This is a genomic window from Thiocystis minor, from assembly GCF_016653465.1.
Classification (GTDB): domain Bacteria; phylum Pseudomonadota; class Gammaproteobacteria; order Chromatiales; family Chromatiaceae; genus Chromatium; species Chromatium minus.
The window spans coordinates 29,464-44,174 of the sequence record NZ_NHSQ01000128.1 but is presented as its reverse complement, the minus strand read 5'-3'; the positions used below and the strand labels follow the sequence as shown (position 1 = coordinate 44,174).

General features: G+C 62.1%; 11 protein-coding genes. 7 read left to right on the top strand and 4 right to left on the bottom strand.

What is annotated here, in order from left to right:
* Positions 1-878: 878 nt before the first annotated feature.
* Genes CCR95_RS17740 through CCR95_RS17715 form a run of 5 tightly spaced genes read left to right on the top strand, consistent with a single transcriptional unit; the run spans position 879 to position 7,184 of the window.
* A complete protein-coding gene (locus tag CCR95_RS17740; RefSeq protein WP_201096846.1) occupies positions 879-1,595 on the top strand; it encodes a response regulator in 717 nt (238 codons plus the stop codon).
* Positions 1,592-3,466: a redoxin domain-containing protein gene (locus CCR95_RS17735; RefSeq protein WP_242523318.1), complete on the top strand. Its 1,875-nt coding sequence runs from the start codon at positions 1,592-1,594 to the stop codon at positions 3,464-3,466. Before CCR95_RS17740 ends, CCR95_RS17735 begins: the two co-directional genes overlap by 4 nt.
* Positions 3,467-3,499: 33 nt before the next feature.
* On the top strand, positions 3,500-5,962 hold the full coding sequence (locus CCR95_RS17725; protein ID WP_201096843.1) for an ATP-binding protein: 2,463 nt from the start codon (positions 3,500-3,502) through the stop codon (positions 5,960-5,962).
* Positions 5,959-6,840: a response regulator gene (locus CCR95_RS17720; protein WP_201096839.1), complete on the top strand. Its 882-nt coding sequence runs from the start codon at positions 5,959-5,961 to the stop codon at positions 6,838-6,840. Before CCR95_RS17725 ends, CCR95_RS17720 begins: the two co-directional genes overlap by 4 nt.
* Before the next feature lie 8 nt (positions 6,841-6,848).
* Positions 6,849-7,184: an ArsR/SmtB family transcription factor gene (locus tag CCR95_RS17715; RefSeq protein ID WP_420825667.1), complete on the top strand. Its 336-nt coding sequence runs from the start codon at positions 6,849-6,851 to the stop codon at positions 7,182-7,184.
* Positions 7,185-7,206: 22 nt separating this feature from the next.
* Here the strand turns inward: CCR95_RS17715 and CCR95_RS17710 are convergent, their stop codons facing one another.
* Together CCR95_RS17710 and CCR95_RS17705 are read right to left on the bottom strand one after the other, a co-directional pair.
* Positions 7,207-7,371: a hypothetical protein gene (locus CCR95_RS17710; protein WP_201096834.1), complete on the bottom strand. Its 165-nt coding sequence runs from the start codon at positions 7,369-7,371 to the stop codon at positions 7,207-7,209.
* A gap of 239 nt (positions 7,372-7,610) precedes the next feature.
* Entirely contained in the window at positions 7,611-9,848 is a 2,238-nt protein-coding gene (locus CCR95_RS17705; RefSeq protein ID WP_201096832.1) for a RelA/SpoT family protein, read from the bottom strand.
* Positions 9,849-9,920: 72 nt separating this feature from the next.
* Between CCR95_RS17705 and CCR95_RS17700 the strand changes: the two genes are divergently transcribed.
* Both CCR95_RS17700 and CCR95_RS17695 read left to right on the top strand, forming a co-directional pair.
* Complete coding sequence (locus CCR95_RS17700) at positions 9,921-10,262, top strand: ribbon-helix-helix protein, CopG family (protein ID WP_201096830.1); 342 nt, start codon at positions 9,921-9,923, stop codon at positions 10,260-10,262.
* Positions 10,243-10,659, top strand: coding sequence for a type II toxin-antitoxin system VapC family toxin (locus tag CCR95_RS17695; protein ID WP_201096819.1), 417 nt, complete (start codon positions 10,243-10,245; stop codon positions 10,657-10,659). The genes CCR95_RS17700 and CCR95_RS17695 overlap by 20 nt, the downstream gene beginning before the upstream one ends.
* Here CCR95_RS17695 and CCR95_RS17690 read toward each other — a convergent pair.
* Both CCR95_RS17690 and CCR95_RS17685 read right to left on the bottom strand, forming a co-directional pair.
* Complete coding sequence (locus CCR95_RS17690) at positions 10,644-11,867, bottom strand: DUF1015 domain-containing protein (protein ID WP_201096812.1); 1,224 nt, start codon at positions 11,865-11,867, stop codon at positions 10,644-10,646. The two genes, CCR95_RS17695 and CCR95_RS17690, sit on opposite strands and share 16 nt — an antisense overlap.
* A gap of 326 nt (positions 11,868-12,193) precedes the next feature.
* Positions 12,194-14,461, bottom strand: coding sequence for a nitric-oxide reductase large subunit (locus CCR95_RS17685; RefSeq protein WP_201096810.1), 2,268 nt, complete (start codon positions 14,459-14,461; stop codon positions 12,194-12,196).
* Positions 14,462-14,711 lie beyond the last annotated feature (250 nt).

The window sequence follows — 14,711 nt, the reverse complement described above, 5'->3', positions numbered from 1 at the left end:
GCGCAGCGGCTCTTGGGTAAACTGGGACATGGGCGACCTCGTTTGGCTTCTCCGAAGCGTTCTTTGCAGAACACCAATTTTATCAATTGGTTAAACGAGTGTCGCCCATTTTTATGAATAATTCGGGCTAAACCGCGCCCAGAGTGACATGCGATGTTGTAGGATTGGCTCGACCTTGGCCGCAACAACGATTGTCCGCGCTGGCGCGGTTTAAGCGATTAAAAAATATTAAAATTTAAACTGCGTCCCCGCCAAGGACCGTGGATGCCCCAAAGGTCGAACTTACTCGAAACTCAGCATCTCGCTCTGGACGCAGTTTAGGGCGGATCGAAAAAAATGGCCGCAACGGCAGGGTGTGTGGCTACCGTTGCGGCCCAATTGGCTTGCTGCCGAAAAAGGATATCCTTAGGTTTGTGTACTTTTTAAGCTGCACTGCGTCGTTGATGGCCGGCATTGCGACCGTCCGGCTAACGCTTGGAAGAGCGGGTTCCGCCGTTGCGGTTCACTAATGCGACCAGAAAGCCGCCACAAAGGATGGCGACCGAGATGCCGGCGATGGTCAGTGCGTCGAAGCTCATGGGTTTGTCTCCAGAGTCAATGGGATAAGAAAAAGCTCCATGACCTTCCGAGCGCCAGAACCTTCTCAGCAGTTTGGCCAAAGGTTACGGCCTGACAGGCATGAAATCTTGGTGAAGTTTATCGGATCGGTATTAACAGAGTATTTCGGTATCTGCTAATATTGTATCAAATTGTTTCGGTTCCTCCTAAAACCGCGTCCAGCGCGATCCGCGTCGTTTCGAGCGAGTGTCTGGGTTGATCAAAATCCATGACCGCCGGAGCAGACGCGGTTTAACGCCTGTGCGGAGCGCTGTTTCGACATGCCTGAACACCCGATGCGAATCCTGGTCGTCGACGATGATGCCGGCTTGCGCGCCCTGTTGACTGATTACCTAGCCCGCGAAGGCTTTAGCGTTGGCGGTGCCGAGGATGGTCGTGCCATGGACGCCTGGCTGGCCGGGCATGAGACGGACCTGATCATTCTGGACTTGATGCTGCCTGGCGAGGATGGACTGGCGATCGCCCGGCGCCTGCGCACCCAGGCCGATCTGCCGATCATCATGTTATCGGCGCGTGGGGATGACGTGGATCGGATTGTCGGCCTGGAGGTTGGCGCCGACGACTATCTTGCCAAGCCCTTCAACCCTCGGGAGCTGCTGGCGCGCATCCGCGCCGTGATGCGCCGCCGCGGACCGAGCGCGCCGGAGGAAGGTCCGGAAAGAGACGGCATCATCCACTTTGGCCCCTACCGGCTCGATCCGCTCCAGCATGAACTGCTTTGCCACCATCAACCAGTCAGCCTGACGAGCGGCGAATTCGATCTGTTGCTGGTGCTGGCCGAGCATCCGGATCGGGTGCTGAACCGCGATCGGTTACTGGACCTGTTAAAAGGTAACGAACGTGCGCCTTTCGACCGCAGCATCGACGTGCAAATTGCCCGGTTGCGGGCCAAGATCGAACCCGAGATCAAACAACCGCGCTACATCCGCACCATCTGGGGCAAGGGCTATATGTTTACGCCGATGGGAGAGTCATGATCCGGCGGGGACGGATCGTCCCGGCGACGCTCTTCGGGCGCGCGCTTCTCACGCTGATCCTGACCTTCGGGCTGTTCGCGCTGGTCACCATTTCCGCGATCGTCTTTTACGCGCTGGTTCCCGTCGCCCAGCGTTCCGCCGCTGATCTGGCCAGCATCATGGTGCTGTCGGCCCGGACCTTACAGCAGCTCCCGCCGAGCCTGCGGGAGGATTACCGCACGCGCCTCGCACGCGAATACCAGATCCGGCTGGCCGAGGAACGCCCCCTCGCGGACCAAACGCGCTATTTCTTTCCCTATCTGAGTCAGTTCAAGCAGGCACTCGCAGAACGTCTCGGTCGACCGATCGAGGTCGTCACCAGCGTCGCCAACGGCGAACGCTGGTTCTGGGTGGCGCTGGACGTGGACGACGGCACGCTCTGGACCGGCTTTCCGCGCAGCCGCCTGGGAACCCGCCCATTGCAGGCGCTGTCGGTCATCTTTGGCGTCGCGGCGCTCCTGATCCTCGGCACGGCGGCGATCCTGGCGGGACGGGTGACCCAGCCGCTGCAACGACTCTCCAAGGCCGCCGAACAGGTCGCGCAGGGGTTTTCGCCTCATGCACTGCCGGAGACAGGCCCCACGGAACTGGCGAATCTGGCCCGTCAGTTCAACGAGACCAGCCGTCAGATCCGCGAACTTCTTGCCAATCGCACGCTGCTCCTGACCGGGGTCTCGCACGATCTGCGCACCCCCCTGACGCGCCTGCGACTGGCGGTCGAGATGCTGCCCGCCGGGACCGCGCAGACACTGGTTTCCCGCATGGAGCGCGACATCGAGGAGATGAACGCACTCATTACCCAGGCCATCGAGTTCGGCAAAAGCCTTGGTGCCGGGCGGCGCGAGGATGTGGATCTGGCCGCGCTGGTGGAAGACCTGGTCATCGGCCGACCCCGCATCGTCTGGCAGCGCGGCCCCTGCTGCCCCTATCATGTGGACGCGCTAGCCCTGCGGCGCATCCTTGGCAACCTGCTTGAAAATGCGCTCCGCTACAGCCATGAACGGGTGGACGTCTATCTGGACTGTCAGGCGCCCCAACCCGCGATCTTCGTCCTCGACCGCGGTCCCGGGATTCCGGACGCCGAACGCGACGCGGTGCTTATGCCCTATTATCGGCTGGAAGCCTCGCGGAATCGCCAGACCGGCGGCAGCGGATTGGGCCTGGCGGTCGCGCATCAGTTGGCGCTGGCCAACCAGATGGAACTGCGTTTGGGCTTGCGTCGCGGCGGCGGCACCATCGCGACGGTGAGACTGCCCGCCATCGAGATGGGCGCGGGCGCCGACGGCAAGGGAGTTGACGGACAGGCCAGGGGTGCCTACATTCGCGCTCGACCACCATTATCACCGGAGCATTCGACGATGCTGCACGCAGGCGACCAGGCCCCTCTCTTCTCATTACCCAATGCGGATATGGAGCGGGTCAACCTTGAGGATCTGATCGGCCGCCGACACACTGTCCTCTATTTTTATCCCAAGGACGACACGCCTGGCTGCACCATGGAGGCGCTGGAATTCACCGATCTGCAAACGGAATTCGACCAAACCGAGACCGAGGTGATCGGGATCAGCCGCGATTCCTGTACCAGTCACGGCGCCTTCCGGGACAAATACGGGCTGACCGTGCATCTGCTCTCCGACACCGATGGCGAGGCGTGCGAAGCCTACGGTGTCTGGCGCGAAAAAGAAGCCCACGGCGAGAAGCGCATGGGTATCGTGCGCTCGACCTTCATCGTCGACAAACAGGGCCTGATCCGTCATGCCCTCTACGATGTCAAGCCCAAGGGACATGCCGCCGAGGTTCTCCGACTGGCGCGGGACTTGTCGGATGGATAGCGCGCGTCACCACGCAGCGCGCCGCCCCCGCGCGTGAAGCTGCGCGTCTACATCCTGCTCTTCCTGCTGGTCTTCGGTCTAACGCCGCTGATCCTGGCGCTCCTGATCAATCTGCCACTGGTGCTCGACCGCACTACGCTGTTTTATCAACGGGCCTATCTCCAGAATCTGCGGGCCGATTTCCGCGACCTGGACCAGCATCTGGCCAGTCGACATGAAATGATCCGGCTGCTCTCCAAGCTGCCCGAGCCGGGGCTGATCCTGGGCGAGCAGGGCGACGCGGATCAGATCGATCTCTCGCGCGCGCGTTACACCACTTGGATCAATCAAATCTTTGCCGATCAGCGCGACGTCATCCAGATTCTCTTCGTGGGCGACGACGCGCAGGAGCGCTTCTGGCTGGTCCGCGATTCCCGGAGTCAGGAATGGCGCCCGACCGCCAAGCCCCCCCAGACGCCGAACCGGCAGTTCCTGTCCGCCGGGCTGGAACTTCAGCCCGGCGGAGTGATCGTCAGCCGCATCCGCATCGACCCGGCGGCCGGCGCGGAGGATCCGCGCCAGCTCATGACCCTGAATCTGGTCAGTCCGATCGGTGGCGAGAAGGCCGAGGACGCACGCGGCGCGGTCACCCTGACCCTCGACGTGGGCGGACTGGCCCAGTTCTATCGGGACACCCTCTGGGTCAACCAGGACGGCAGTTATCTGCGCCCGAACCAGCCCGCCAGCGGCAATCCGGAGGCCTTCGATGCCTTTCCAGGACTCGCCAAAATCTTCGCGGACGGCAATCTCGCACTCTGGAAAGGTCCCCAAGGCCATCAGATGCTCTGGCTGCCCATGTTTCTGACCGAGGACGGATTGCCGCTGTGGGTCGGGCGGGAGGTCGATTCTTCTCCCATCGACGCCTTCCGGAACGAGTTGATGATCCGGGTGCTCTCGATCATCTTCCTGCTGGTGGTCGCGGTCCTGGTGCTGGCGCGCTGGATCGCCAAACGCGCCGAGCACTTCGGCAAGGAACTCACCGGGGGCATCGGCCATATCCTGCGCGACGGTCGTCCATTGCATTTCAGTTGGAGCGGACCGCGCGAGATTCACGAACTGGGCGAACAACTCACCACCTTGGCGGAAACGCACGCCGAACATCTGCGCGCGGCCCAGGCCCATGCCCGCGAGCTGGAAAAGTCCAACCGTTATAAATCGCAGTTCCTGACCAACGTCAGCCATGAGCTGCGGACCCCGCTGAATTCGATCCTGCTGCTCTCCAAGATGCTGGCCGCCGAGACCGGCGGACTGAACGCCGGCCAGCGCCGCCAGGCCCAGGTGATCCACGAGGCAGGGCGCGATCTGCGCACCATGATCGACAACATTCTCGACATCTCGCAGATCGAGGCGGGGCACGTCAAAGTGGCCCTGGACTGGGTCGAGCTGCGGCCCATGCTGGCGGAACTGATCGAACTGGTCGGCCCTCTGCTCACAGGCAAGCCGGTGGAACTGACTCTGACGATCGACCCGCGCGCCGTGTCGCGTCTCTATACCGACCGCGACAAACTCCGGCAGATCCTCAAGAATTTTCTCTCGAATGCGGCCAAGTTCACCGATCGCGGTCAGGTGGTGGTGATGGTCGAGGCGCGCGCGGACGCCCGACGGCCGGTAGCGATCAGCGTGGTGGACACCGGCATCGGCATTCCCGAGGACAAACAATCCATCATCTTCGAGGCGTTCCAGCAGGCTGACGGCTCTACCCGACGCCGCTACGGCGGTACCGGACTCGGACTCTCCATCAGCCGCGAACTGGCCGCCCTGCTCGGCGGGCGCATCGATGTGGAAAGCGCCCCCGGCGCCGGCGCCCGCTTTTCACTGCTGCTACCGCTCTCGGCCGCCAACGGGCAGGTGCCCGAGCCCGTCCTGACTCACGGCGCACCGCCATCGGCGGCCTCCGATGACCTTGTCTTCGAGCCGCGCACCGAGATCGTCGCGGAATCCGGCATCCTCCCCGGCGCCCCCTGGGTGCTGATCATCGAACGTGACGTCAAAACGCTGATTCAACTCGCCTCCGATCTCACGCGGCGCGGTCTGCGGGTCCAGACCGCCGCCGATCTCGACGAGGCATTGGAGACCCTGCAGGAAGAAGGCGAAGGCTGCGAACTGGTGCTGCTCGCCGCCCGGATGTCCGCCGCCAGCACCTGTGATACGATCCAGAGCCTGTTAAAACGGACGCAAGGCCCGCATCCGATGGTCGCCGTGCTGGGCGAACCAGGCACCGAGAGCCAGATCGAGGGGTGTCTGGGCGTGGGCGCGATCGATTTTCTCTCCAAGCCCATCGCTGCCGACCGACTCAGTCTGTTGCTCGCCGATGTGTTCCCGGACAAGTTCGTCGCGCAAGCGCCTGGCGCGACGCCCGTCACAAGCCTGGCCGCAGGATCGCCGGATGACCCTGGCCCAAGCTCGACCAACCAGCAGGCGCTTACCAGGCGCGAATTCGTGGAGACGAACGGATGAATCGCTACGCCGGATTCAAACTCCTGATCGTCGATGACCATGCGCATAACCTCTTCACGCTGCGCACGCTGATCAAGACGCACATGGATGCTACCGTGCTGGAAGCCTCTTCCGGTCAGGAGGCGATCGACCTGACCCACCAGCACCCGGACATCGACCTCATTATCCTGGATGTCCAGATGCCCGAGATGGACGGCTTTCAGACCGCGTCCATGCTCAAATTGCGCAAACGCTCCCGCGACATCCCCATCATCTTCCTGACCGCCGCCTTCAAATCGGAGGAATTTCAGCAACGTGGGTTCGCGGTCGGCGCGGCTGATTATCTGCTCAAGCCGATCGAGGACAATCAGCTGATCAACAAGATCAGCACCTACTTCCGGTTGATCGAGAAGGAACGCGAGATCAACCGCAACCTCGAACGCAAGGTCGAGGAACGGACCCTGGAACTGGCCGAAGCCCGTCAATATCTTGAAAACATCATCACACACATGGGCGAGGCACTGCTGGTGCTGGCATCGGACGGCACCATCAAGATGACGAATCCCGCGGCCTGCCGCATGCTGGGGTACCGTCGCGAGGATCTGCTCGGCATGCCGATCGGCGATGTCTTCGAGGAAGAAGGCGACGAGGAAGCTGGCGCCTTCATGGGAACCTGGCTGGAGGCACTGATCCGCACCGGTGCGCTCAGCAAGATCGATGCGCGCTTGATTGCCAGCGACGGGCGGCGCGTCCCGATCCTCTTTTCCCGGACCGCCGTCAAGGACGGCGCGGGAAACATCAGCGATATCATCTGTATCGCAAAGGACATGACCGGCTATGTGCGGGTTGAACAGGACGCGGAAACGACAAAGAATCGAACCGCGCGCGAAGCTCTCTAGGAGGATGGATGATGATCGAACCAATGACCCCCGATTCGTCCGAGGACGAAAATACCACTCTGACCGCCAATGCACTGAAGGCCATGGCGCACCCGTTACGCTGGAAGATTCTCTGTTCGCTGGGGGAAAACGAACTCTCGGTCGGCGAGATCGTCGAGCGTACCGGCACCTCTCAAAGCAATATCTCGCAGCATCTCGAACAGTTGAGAAACAAGAACATCGTCGTCGCCCGCAAAGAGGCCAACCGCATCTATTATCGGATTCGCAATGGCCAACTTCTTGAATTAATTGGCATCATGCGCGAGGTACTCTGTCCTGTCAATCTGGACGACCGAGCGCATTAGGCGGTTATCGGGAACGGTTCATTCATGAGCCAAACAAGTCTGAGCGAATACTTTTAGCGCCATCGTCGTTGTCGTTGTCGTTGTCGTTGTCGTTGTCGTTGTCGTTGTCGTTGTCGTTGTCGAGATGATCATCGCGGTGAGGATTTTCCCGCAACACCTGGTTTCGCTGCCCGAGCTTTGTCAGCATCGAAACGACCCGAATCGCTTTGCGGTTTCGTCAGCCCACGCCACGGACCACTGTCATTCAGTTAAGCCGTTCGTGGTGAGGCTCTCGAACCATGAACGGCTTAACTGAATGATAGTGACGCCACGGACCGGATCGAAACCCGGTAGACATCGAGTTGCTCATGGCCGAATTGTATTGATTCATCGACAACGACAACGACAACGACAACGATTGTTTTCAGTCAATCACCCAAAGTCCCCTCAATACGCCCGCCGCACCTCCAGCACCTCGGGGATTTGCCGGAGCTTGCCCCGCAGCCGCTCCAATTGCTCCATATTCTTGATCTCGATCGTGAAGCGCATGCTCGCGGAGTCGGTGCTTTTTTCCGAATGCGTGTTGACGCCGATCACGTCCACGTCTTCATCGGAGAACACCGATGAAACGTCCCGCAGCAGCCCCTTGCGATCGGCGGCGATCACCAGCAGGTCGACCGGGTAGATGGTCTGGGTCGGCCGCTCCGCCCAACGCACGCCAATCAGACGCTCGGCCTCACTGGGGGACAGGTGTTTCAGGTTGCCGCAATCCCGGCGGTGGATGGTGACTCCCCGCCCGCGGGTGACAAAGCCGACGATGTCGTCACCGGGAACGGGTTTGCAGCACTGCGCCATCTGAGTCATGAGATCGTCGACGCCCTCGACCACCACATCCCCAGAGCCCACTTTTGACGAAGCCGGCGGGCTCGCCTTTTTCGGCTTTTGGAAAACGCGAATCCGCGGTTCCGTGTCTTTCGGCTCCTCGGCCCTGGGCTCGCCCACCTGGCGCGCGACCTGCCCGACCGCGAGATCCCCACTGCCGATGGCCGCCAGTAGATCGTCGCCGCGCTTGTAGTTGAACTTGAGCGCCAGTTCGTCCAAATGCGGCTTTTCGAGCACGCCCAGCCGCGCCAGTTCGCGGTCGAGGGCCACGCGCCCTTCCTGCAAATGCTGATCGAAATGCTGCTGCTTGAACCACTGACGCACCCGATTGCGCGCGCGCGCCGTGGTCAGATAGCCCTGATGCGGACTCAGCCAATCGCGGCTGGGGGCCGCGTTCTTCTGGGTCAGGATCTCGACCTTCTCGCCGCTGTTGAGCGTGTAGTTCAGCGGCACGATCCGCTCGTTGACCCGCGCCCCCCGGCAGCGGTTGCCGATCTCGGAATGAATGGCGTAGGCGAAATCGAGCGGCGTCGCCCCCTTGGGCAGTTCGACCACCTTGGATTGGGGCGTCAGCACATAGATATGCACCGGCTCGAACTCGGACTTGAAACGCTCCAGAAAGCCGCTGGCGGCATCGCCTTCGTTCTTCAGCTCCAGCCAGTTACGCATCCAGACCACGCGCCGCTGGAACGCGGCGTCATGACCCTTGGCCTCCTTATAGGCCCAGTGCGCGGCGACTCCGAATTCGGCGTGACGGTGCATCTCATGGGTGCGAATCTGCACCTCCAGCGGCTTGTCCCCCGGACCCACGACCGCCGTGTGCAGCGACTGATAGAGATTGCCCTTGGGGGTGGCGATGTAATCGTCGAACTCCTTGGGGATATGCTTCCAGAGTCCGTGGACCAGCCCCAGCGCGGCATAGCAGTCCGCGACCGTCTTCACCAGGATGCGCACCGCGCGCAGATCGAAGATCTCCTCGATATCCACCGCCTTGCGCCGCATCTTTTTCCAGATGCTGTAGATGTGCTTGGGCCGGCCGGTGATCTCGGCCGCGATGCCGGCTTCCCGGAACTTCTCGCTCAGGGTCGCCATCACGGCAACGATATACTGCTCGCGCTCCTCGCGCCGCTCGGCCAAAAGACTGGCAATCCGCTTGTACTCGTCGGGTTGCAGATAGCGGAGACTCAGATCCTCCAACTCCCACTTGACCTGCCAGATGCCCAGCCGATTGGCGAGCGGCGCATAGACGCGCTGCGTATCGCGGGCGATCTTGGTCCGCCGCTCCGGTTCGAGATCCTTGATGGCGCGCATCAGATGCACCCGTTCGGCGAGCACCACCAGCACCACCCGCACATCCTCGGCGATCCCGAGCAGCAACCGACGCAGGTTTTCCTCATGCTCCATCTGATCCTTCGCGGCGATGATGGCGTCCACGTTCGCAATCTGACCGATGCGGGCCAGATCGCCGACCATCCGCGCGATGCCGGGACCGAAGCGTTCCTCAAGCTGGGCCTCGGTCAGATCGCTCTGATCCAGACAGCCATTGAGCAAGGCCGCGATCAGGGTCTCGTAGTCCATCCGCAACCGCACCAGAATATCCGCAGTGGACAGCACATGACGCACATGCGTCTCGCCGGTCTCGATCTGGCGGTCGCCGCGACAGCGGGTCAGCGCCGCGCAGGCGCCGGCGATCTGTTTGCGCTCCTCCGCCGGATAGTGCGTAGCGAGACTGTCGAGCCAGTGACGGATGGCGGACTCGTCGCTGCTGTCCTGTTCGGGAAGGTTGTAGGTGGATTTGACCATAGTTGTCGAATCGGGGGATGAACCCTCAGCGGCTTTCAGCGAATCAAGCCAGGATGGCGAGGGCGAACGGGCTTGGAAACCGACGCCAGCGGCGCGGAAGTTTGCATTTCGGTCAGTCAGACGTTAGCTTACTGTATGACGGACACGTCTTACGAGGCATCGATCATGATTTCAGTCCGCCTGGACCAGGACACCGAAAATGCACTGCGCAGCCAGCTGCGCGAACGTGATCTTCCGCTCTCGGAGTTCGTGCGCGAGGCGATCCGCGAGAAGCTCGAACGCCTGCCAACGCCACCCACCCCCTATGAACTCGGAGCAACCCTCTTCGGCCGTGAACGCAGCGGCCAGTCCGATCGCAGCCTGCGGCGCAAGACGATGATACGGGAACGGATCGATGCGAAGCATCGTCGTTGACAGCGGTCCATTGATCGCCTTGTTCGACGGGTCCGACCGCTTTCATGCGCAGGCGGTTGCATTGATTCGCCACCTCCCAGGTCGTTTGGTCACCAACTTGCCGGTCATCACCGAGGTCATGTATATGCTGGATTTCTCGGCACGGGCGCAGCACGATTTCCTGCGCTGGGTGGAGCGAGCCGCCAGCATCGACACCGCCACAGCCGACGATCTTCCACGTATCCGCGCGGTTCTGGAGCAATACCAGGATCTTCCGGCGGACTTTGCCGACGCATCGCTGGTCGTCTTGTGCGAACGGCTGAAGACCCTGGATGTCGCCAGCGTGGACAAGGATTTCACCATCTATCGCGCGAACGGCAACCAGGCATTCAACAATCTTTTTCAATCCAGCACCTGAGACACCAGACCATCCGCCAGTTTCGGCTCGAACCAGGTCGATTTGGGCGGCATCACCTCGCTGGCATCGGCCACGGCCATCAACTCCCGCATCCCGGTCGGATACAAGGAGAAGGCCACCGCCATCTCGCCCGTATCCACCCACTGGACCAGCCCTTCCAGTCCGCGAATGCCCCCGACGAAGTCGATCCGCTCGTCGCGGCGGGGATCCTTGATGCCCAGGATGGGACCGATCAGGTTGTCCTGTAACAGACTCACATCGAGCCGCGCGACCGGATCGTCGTGGGGGATGCGGCCGGAATCCAGGGTCAGCCGATACCAGTGACCGGCCAGATACATCCCAAATTCGGCGGGCTTTTCAGGCCGAACTGGAACCGGACTGCCCTCGATCGCGAACGCCACCGACAGACGATTCATGAAGGCATCGGTATCCAGTCCATGCAGATCCCGAACGACCCGGTTGTAATCCAGGATGTGCATCTGATCGTGCGGAAAGATCACGGACAGGAAACCGTCGCCGGACGCGCCGCTCGCCCGTCGCGCGGCCGCGACCCGCGAGGCGGCGGCGGCGCGATGATGGCCGTCGGCGATATAGAGCGCGTCCAGTGCCTCGAAGGCGGCGGTCAGATGCACGATGCTCGTTGCATCAGCGATGGTCCAGAGTTCGTGACGCACGCCATCGGCGGCGGTCAGATCGACCTCGGCGGGCGTGGTGCCGACCTCGGCCAGCAGGTCATCGATCGCCGGCGTGGCGCGATAGACCAGAAACACCGGCCCGGTCTGGGCGTTCAGCGCCTCGATCTGACGCACCCGGTCATCCTCCTTCACTGGACGGGTCAACTCATGCTTCTTGATCCGCTCCGCGTCATAGGCCGCCACCGAGGCGCTCGCGACCAGCCCGGTCTGCCGATGCTCACCCATGGTCAGCCGATAGACGTAATAGCGCGGCGCCGGGTCGCGGAGCAGCAGACCTTCGGCGAGCATCCGCTCCAGATTCTCACGCGCCCTGGCATAGACCGCCGGGGCATAGGGGTCAGTCCCCTCTGGAAGATCGATCTCGGGGCGCGAGATATGCAAAAAGCTCCAGGGACGCCCCGCGACCATCCGCCGGGCCTCGGCGGCATTCATGACATCGTAGGGCGGCGCGGCAACCTCGGCCGCGCGGCCGGGGGCCGGACGCAGACCGGCAAAGGGTTGGATCAGGGACATCAGGGGCCTCGCTGGCAGTCGGATTCGTTAGCCCGCGATGGTATCAGCATGCTCGCATCGATGTGGGAGTGAGAACGGATACCCCGCAATTCTCAGTTTGAACGTCACTGTATGAGCAGCGGTGTCCTCTCTGAAGCCGCTTGTGATGTCCCTGAAGCCGTTCGTGGTGAGGCCCTCGAACCATGAACGGCTTCACTCGCCAAGTCCGCCGATTCGCGCCCAACGAAAAACGTCCCCGGCTAGCCGTTAGCGGCTCGCCCTGAGCGAAGTCGCCCAGGATGGCAGCGACACATTTCGTGCCCTGCCATCGCTTGCGCACGCCAGGATCACCGCAGGCGCAACTGATCGCGGTAGGCGGCCAGCAGCCCAACGACGAGCGGGAGCGCGCCGAACAGGATGAAGACGAGATCGCCCCAGATGCGCATCCACTCGACGAAGCGGACGAGCGGAGTGGCGGTGTAGTTCAGCGAGCGGGCGTGCCAGTAGCCATTCTGGAGCACGTCCCACAGCTGCAGGACGCCGCCGGGGAAGAGGCTGAGCAGGATCATCAGGGCGAGACCGATATTCAGCCCCCAGAAACCGATCGACAGACATTTACCGACCAAGGGCCAAGCGTCATCGCTGGTGACCTCGCGCAGCACATAGGCCATGAGCCCGACCGCCAGCATGCCAAAAACACCGATGAAGGCGGCATGGGCATGATTGATGGTGAGAATGGTGCCCACCTCGAAATAACTCACAATCGGCATGTTGATGAGGAAACCGAAGATGCCTGCGCCGGTGAAGTTCCAGAAGCCAACCGCCATCAGGAAATAGAAGGTCAGGCGGTGCCGGTAGACCGGGCTGTCGCCGCGGGTCACGCGGTAGAAATCCCAGGCATCCAGGGTGAGCAGCGTCAGCGGCACGACCTCCAGTGCGGAGAAGGTCGCGCCGAGCGCCATGGTAAGTTCGGTCTGGCCGGTGAAATACCAGTGGTGGGCGGTGCCGATCAGGCCGCCGCCGAAGTAAAGGATGGCGTCGAGATAGATGACCCGGATCGCCGTGAGACGTCGCACCAGTCCGAGTTGATAGAGGATAACCGCGACGATCACGGTCACGAAGAACTCGAAGAAACCCTCGACCCAGAGATGGATCAGCCAGAAACGCCACACGTCGACCACGGAGAAGTGCGTCGTGCTGCCGAAAAAAAAGGCCGGAAGATAGAAGAAGGGAATCGCGAAGGCTGCGATCAGGAAAAAGTTGACGAAGGTGCGCAACTCGGGATTGGCCCGCGCGGGCTGCGTGGCGCGCAGCAGCAGCCAGACCCAGAACACCAGGCCCGCCGCCAGCAGGATCTGCCAGAAGCGGCCGATCTCCAGATACTCCCAGCCTTGATGACCAAGCCAGTACCAGAGCCCGCCCAGCAGATCATTGATGCCTAGCCACTGACCGAGCAGGCTGCCGACGACGACCGCGACGAGTGCCCAGAACAGCGCATGGATCAGGGGACGCTGGTGGCGCGGGTCAGTGCCGCCGAGGGCCGCGGCGACGAAGAGCGCGCCGCCCACGTAGGCGGTGGCGACCCAGAAGATCGCCAGTTGCAGGTGCCAGGTCCGCAACAGATTGCTCGGGAAAAGCATCGAGAGATCGAAGCCGTAGAAGCTCTCCGGCTCGGCCCGATAGTGCGCAACCCCGCCGCCGATCAGTGTCTGCGCGAGGAAGAGTAGACCGGCGACGACCATGAACTGGAGCGTCGCCGCTTGCGCTGGCGTGAGGGTAGCCGCACCCAGCGCGACGCTCCGGACGGCGGGACTTGCGTCGCCCCCGTACCAGCCGAGATAGTCGAATTTGCCGAAGGCGAGCAGCACGATCGCCGTGCCGGCAAGCAGAAACACCACGCTGATGGCGCTCCACAGCACCGCGCCGCCGGTCGGGCGATTGCCGACCAGCGGATCGTAAGGGAAATTATTAGTGTACGAGTGCGCTGCGTCGGGCCGTTGAGCCGCTGCCGCCCAGGCGGTCCAACTAAAAAAGGCGGTGAGTTGGCGCAGTTCGCCGGGATCGGCGATGGCGTCGCGGGCGAGACCGCCGTTGCGGGCGGGATCCGTGAAATAGGCGGTCCAGTCGGCGATCTGAGCGGCGAAGGCCGCCTGGCTGTCGGTCGGCAGGGTCAGGATCCCGCTGGCCGGATCATAGCCGTTGGTCTTGAACTCGGCGGCCACCAGGGCATCGACACTGGCCCGCTCGGGCTCGGGCAGGTCCGCGTAAGCGACCTGGAAGCGGGTCCGCGCGAGTCGCTCGGCATGATGCAGTGCGAGACCATGCAGCGTCTGGGCCGAGAAATCCGGCCCCAGCATGCCCCCGTGGCCCCAGATCGTCCCGTTGTCCATCAGTCCGTACTTGAGAAAGACCTGCTGGCCGGCGCTGATATCCTCGGCGGTGAAGACGACCGCGCCGGTCGGATCGATCGCCTGTGCGGGAATCGGCGGGGCATTTCGGTAGGCGCTGAGCGAGATCAGGATCAGGACAGTGAAGCCAAAAATCACCACGATCGTCAGTGAGATTGGCCACCAGCGCGACAGGGTTTCGGCCGGTTTGGTGATCGTTGCGGACATCGTCGGTTTCCTCCTCATCGCAATCGTCAGGATTAGGAAATTCAACCGTCATCTCCAACTGCCAATGTCGGGTTGCCAAGGGACGCGGCAATCACAAGTCAAACACGGCATCCGGGCGGGCGTCCCGCCTCCATCGCACGGCGTATCGCTTGTTTTCGACAGGTGACCAAGCCAGGACAACCCGCCCCGATGCTGACGGCTGGAAACTGGCTGCATCGTTTAGATTTATCCCATCGTTTCGATTATAAAG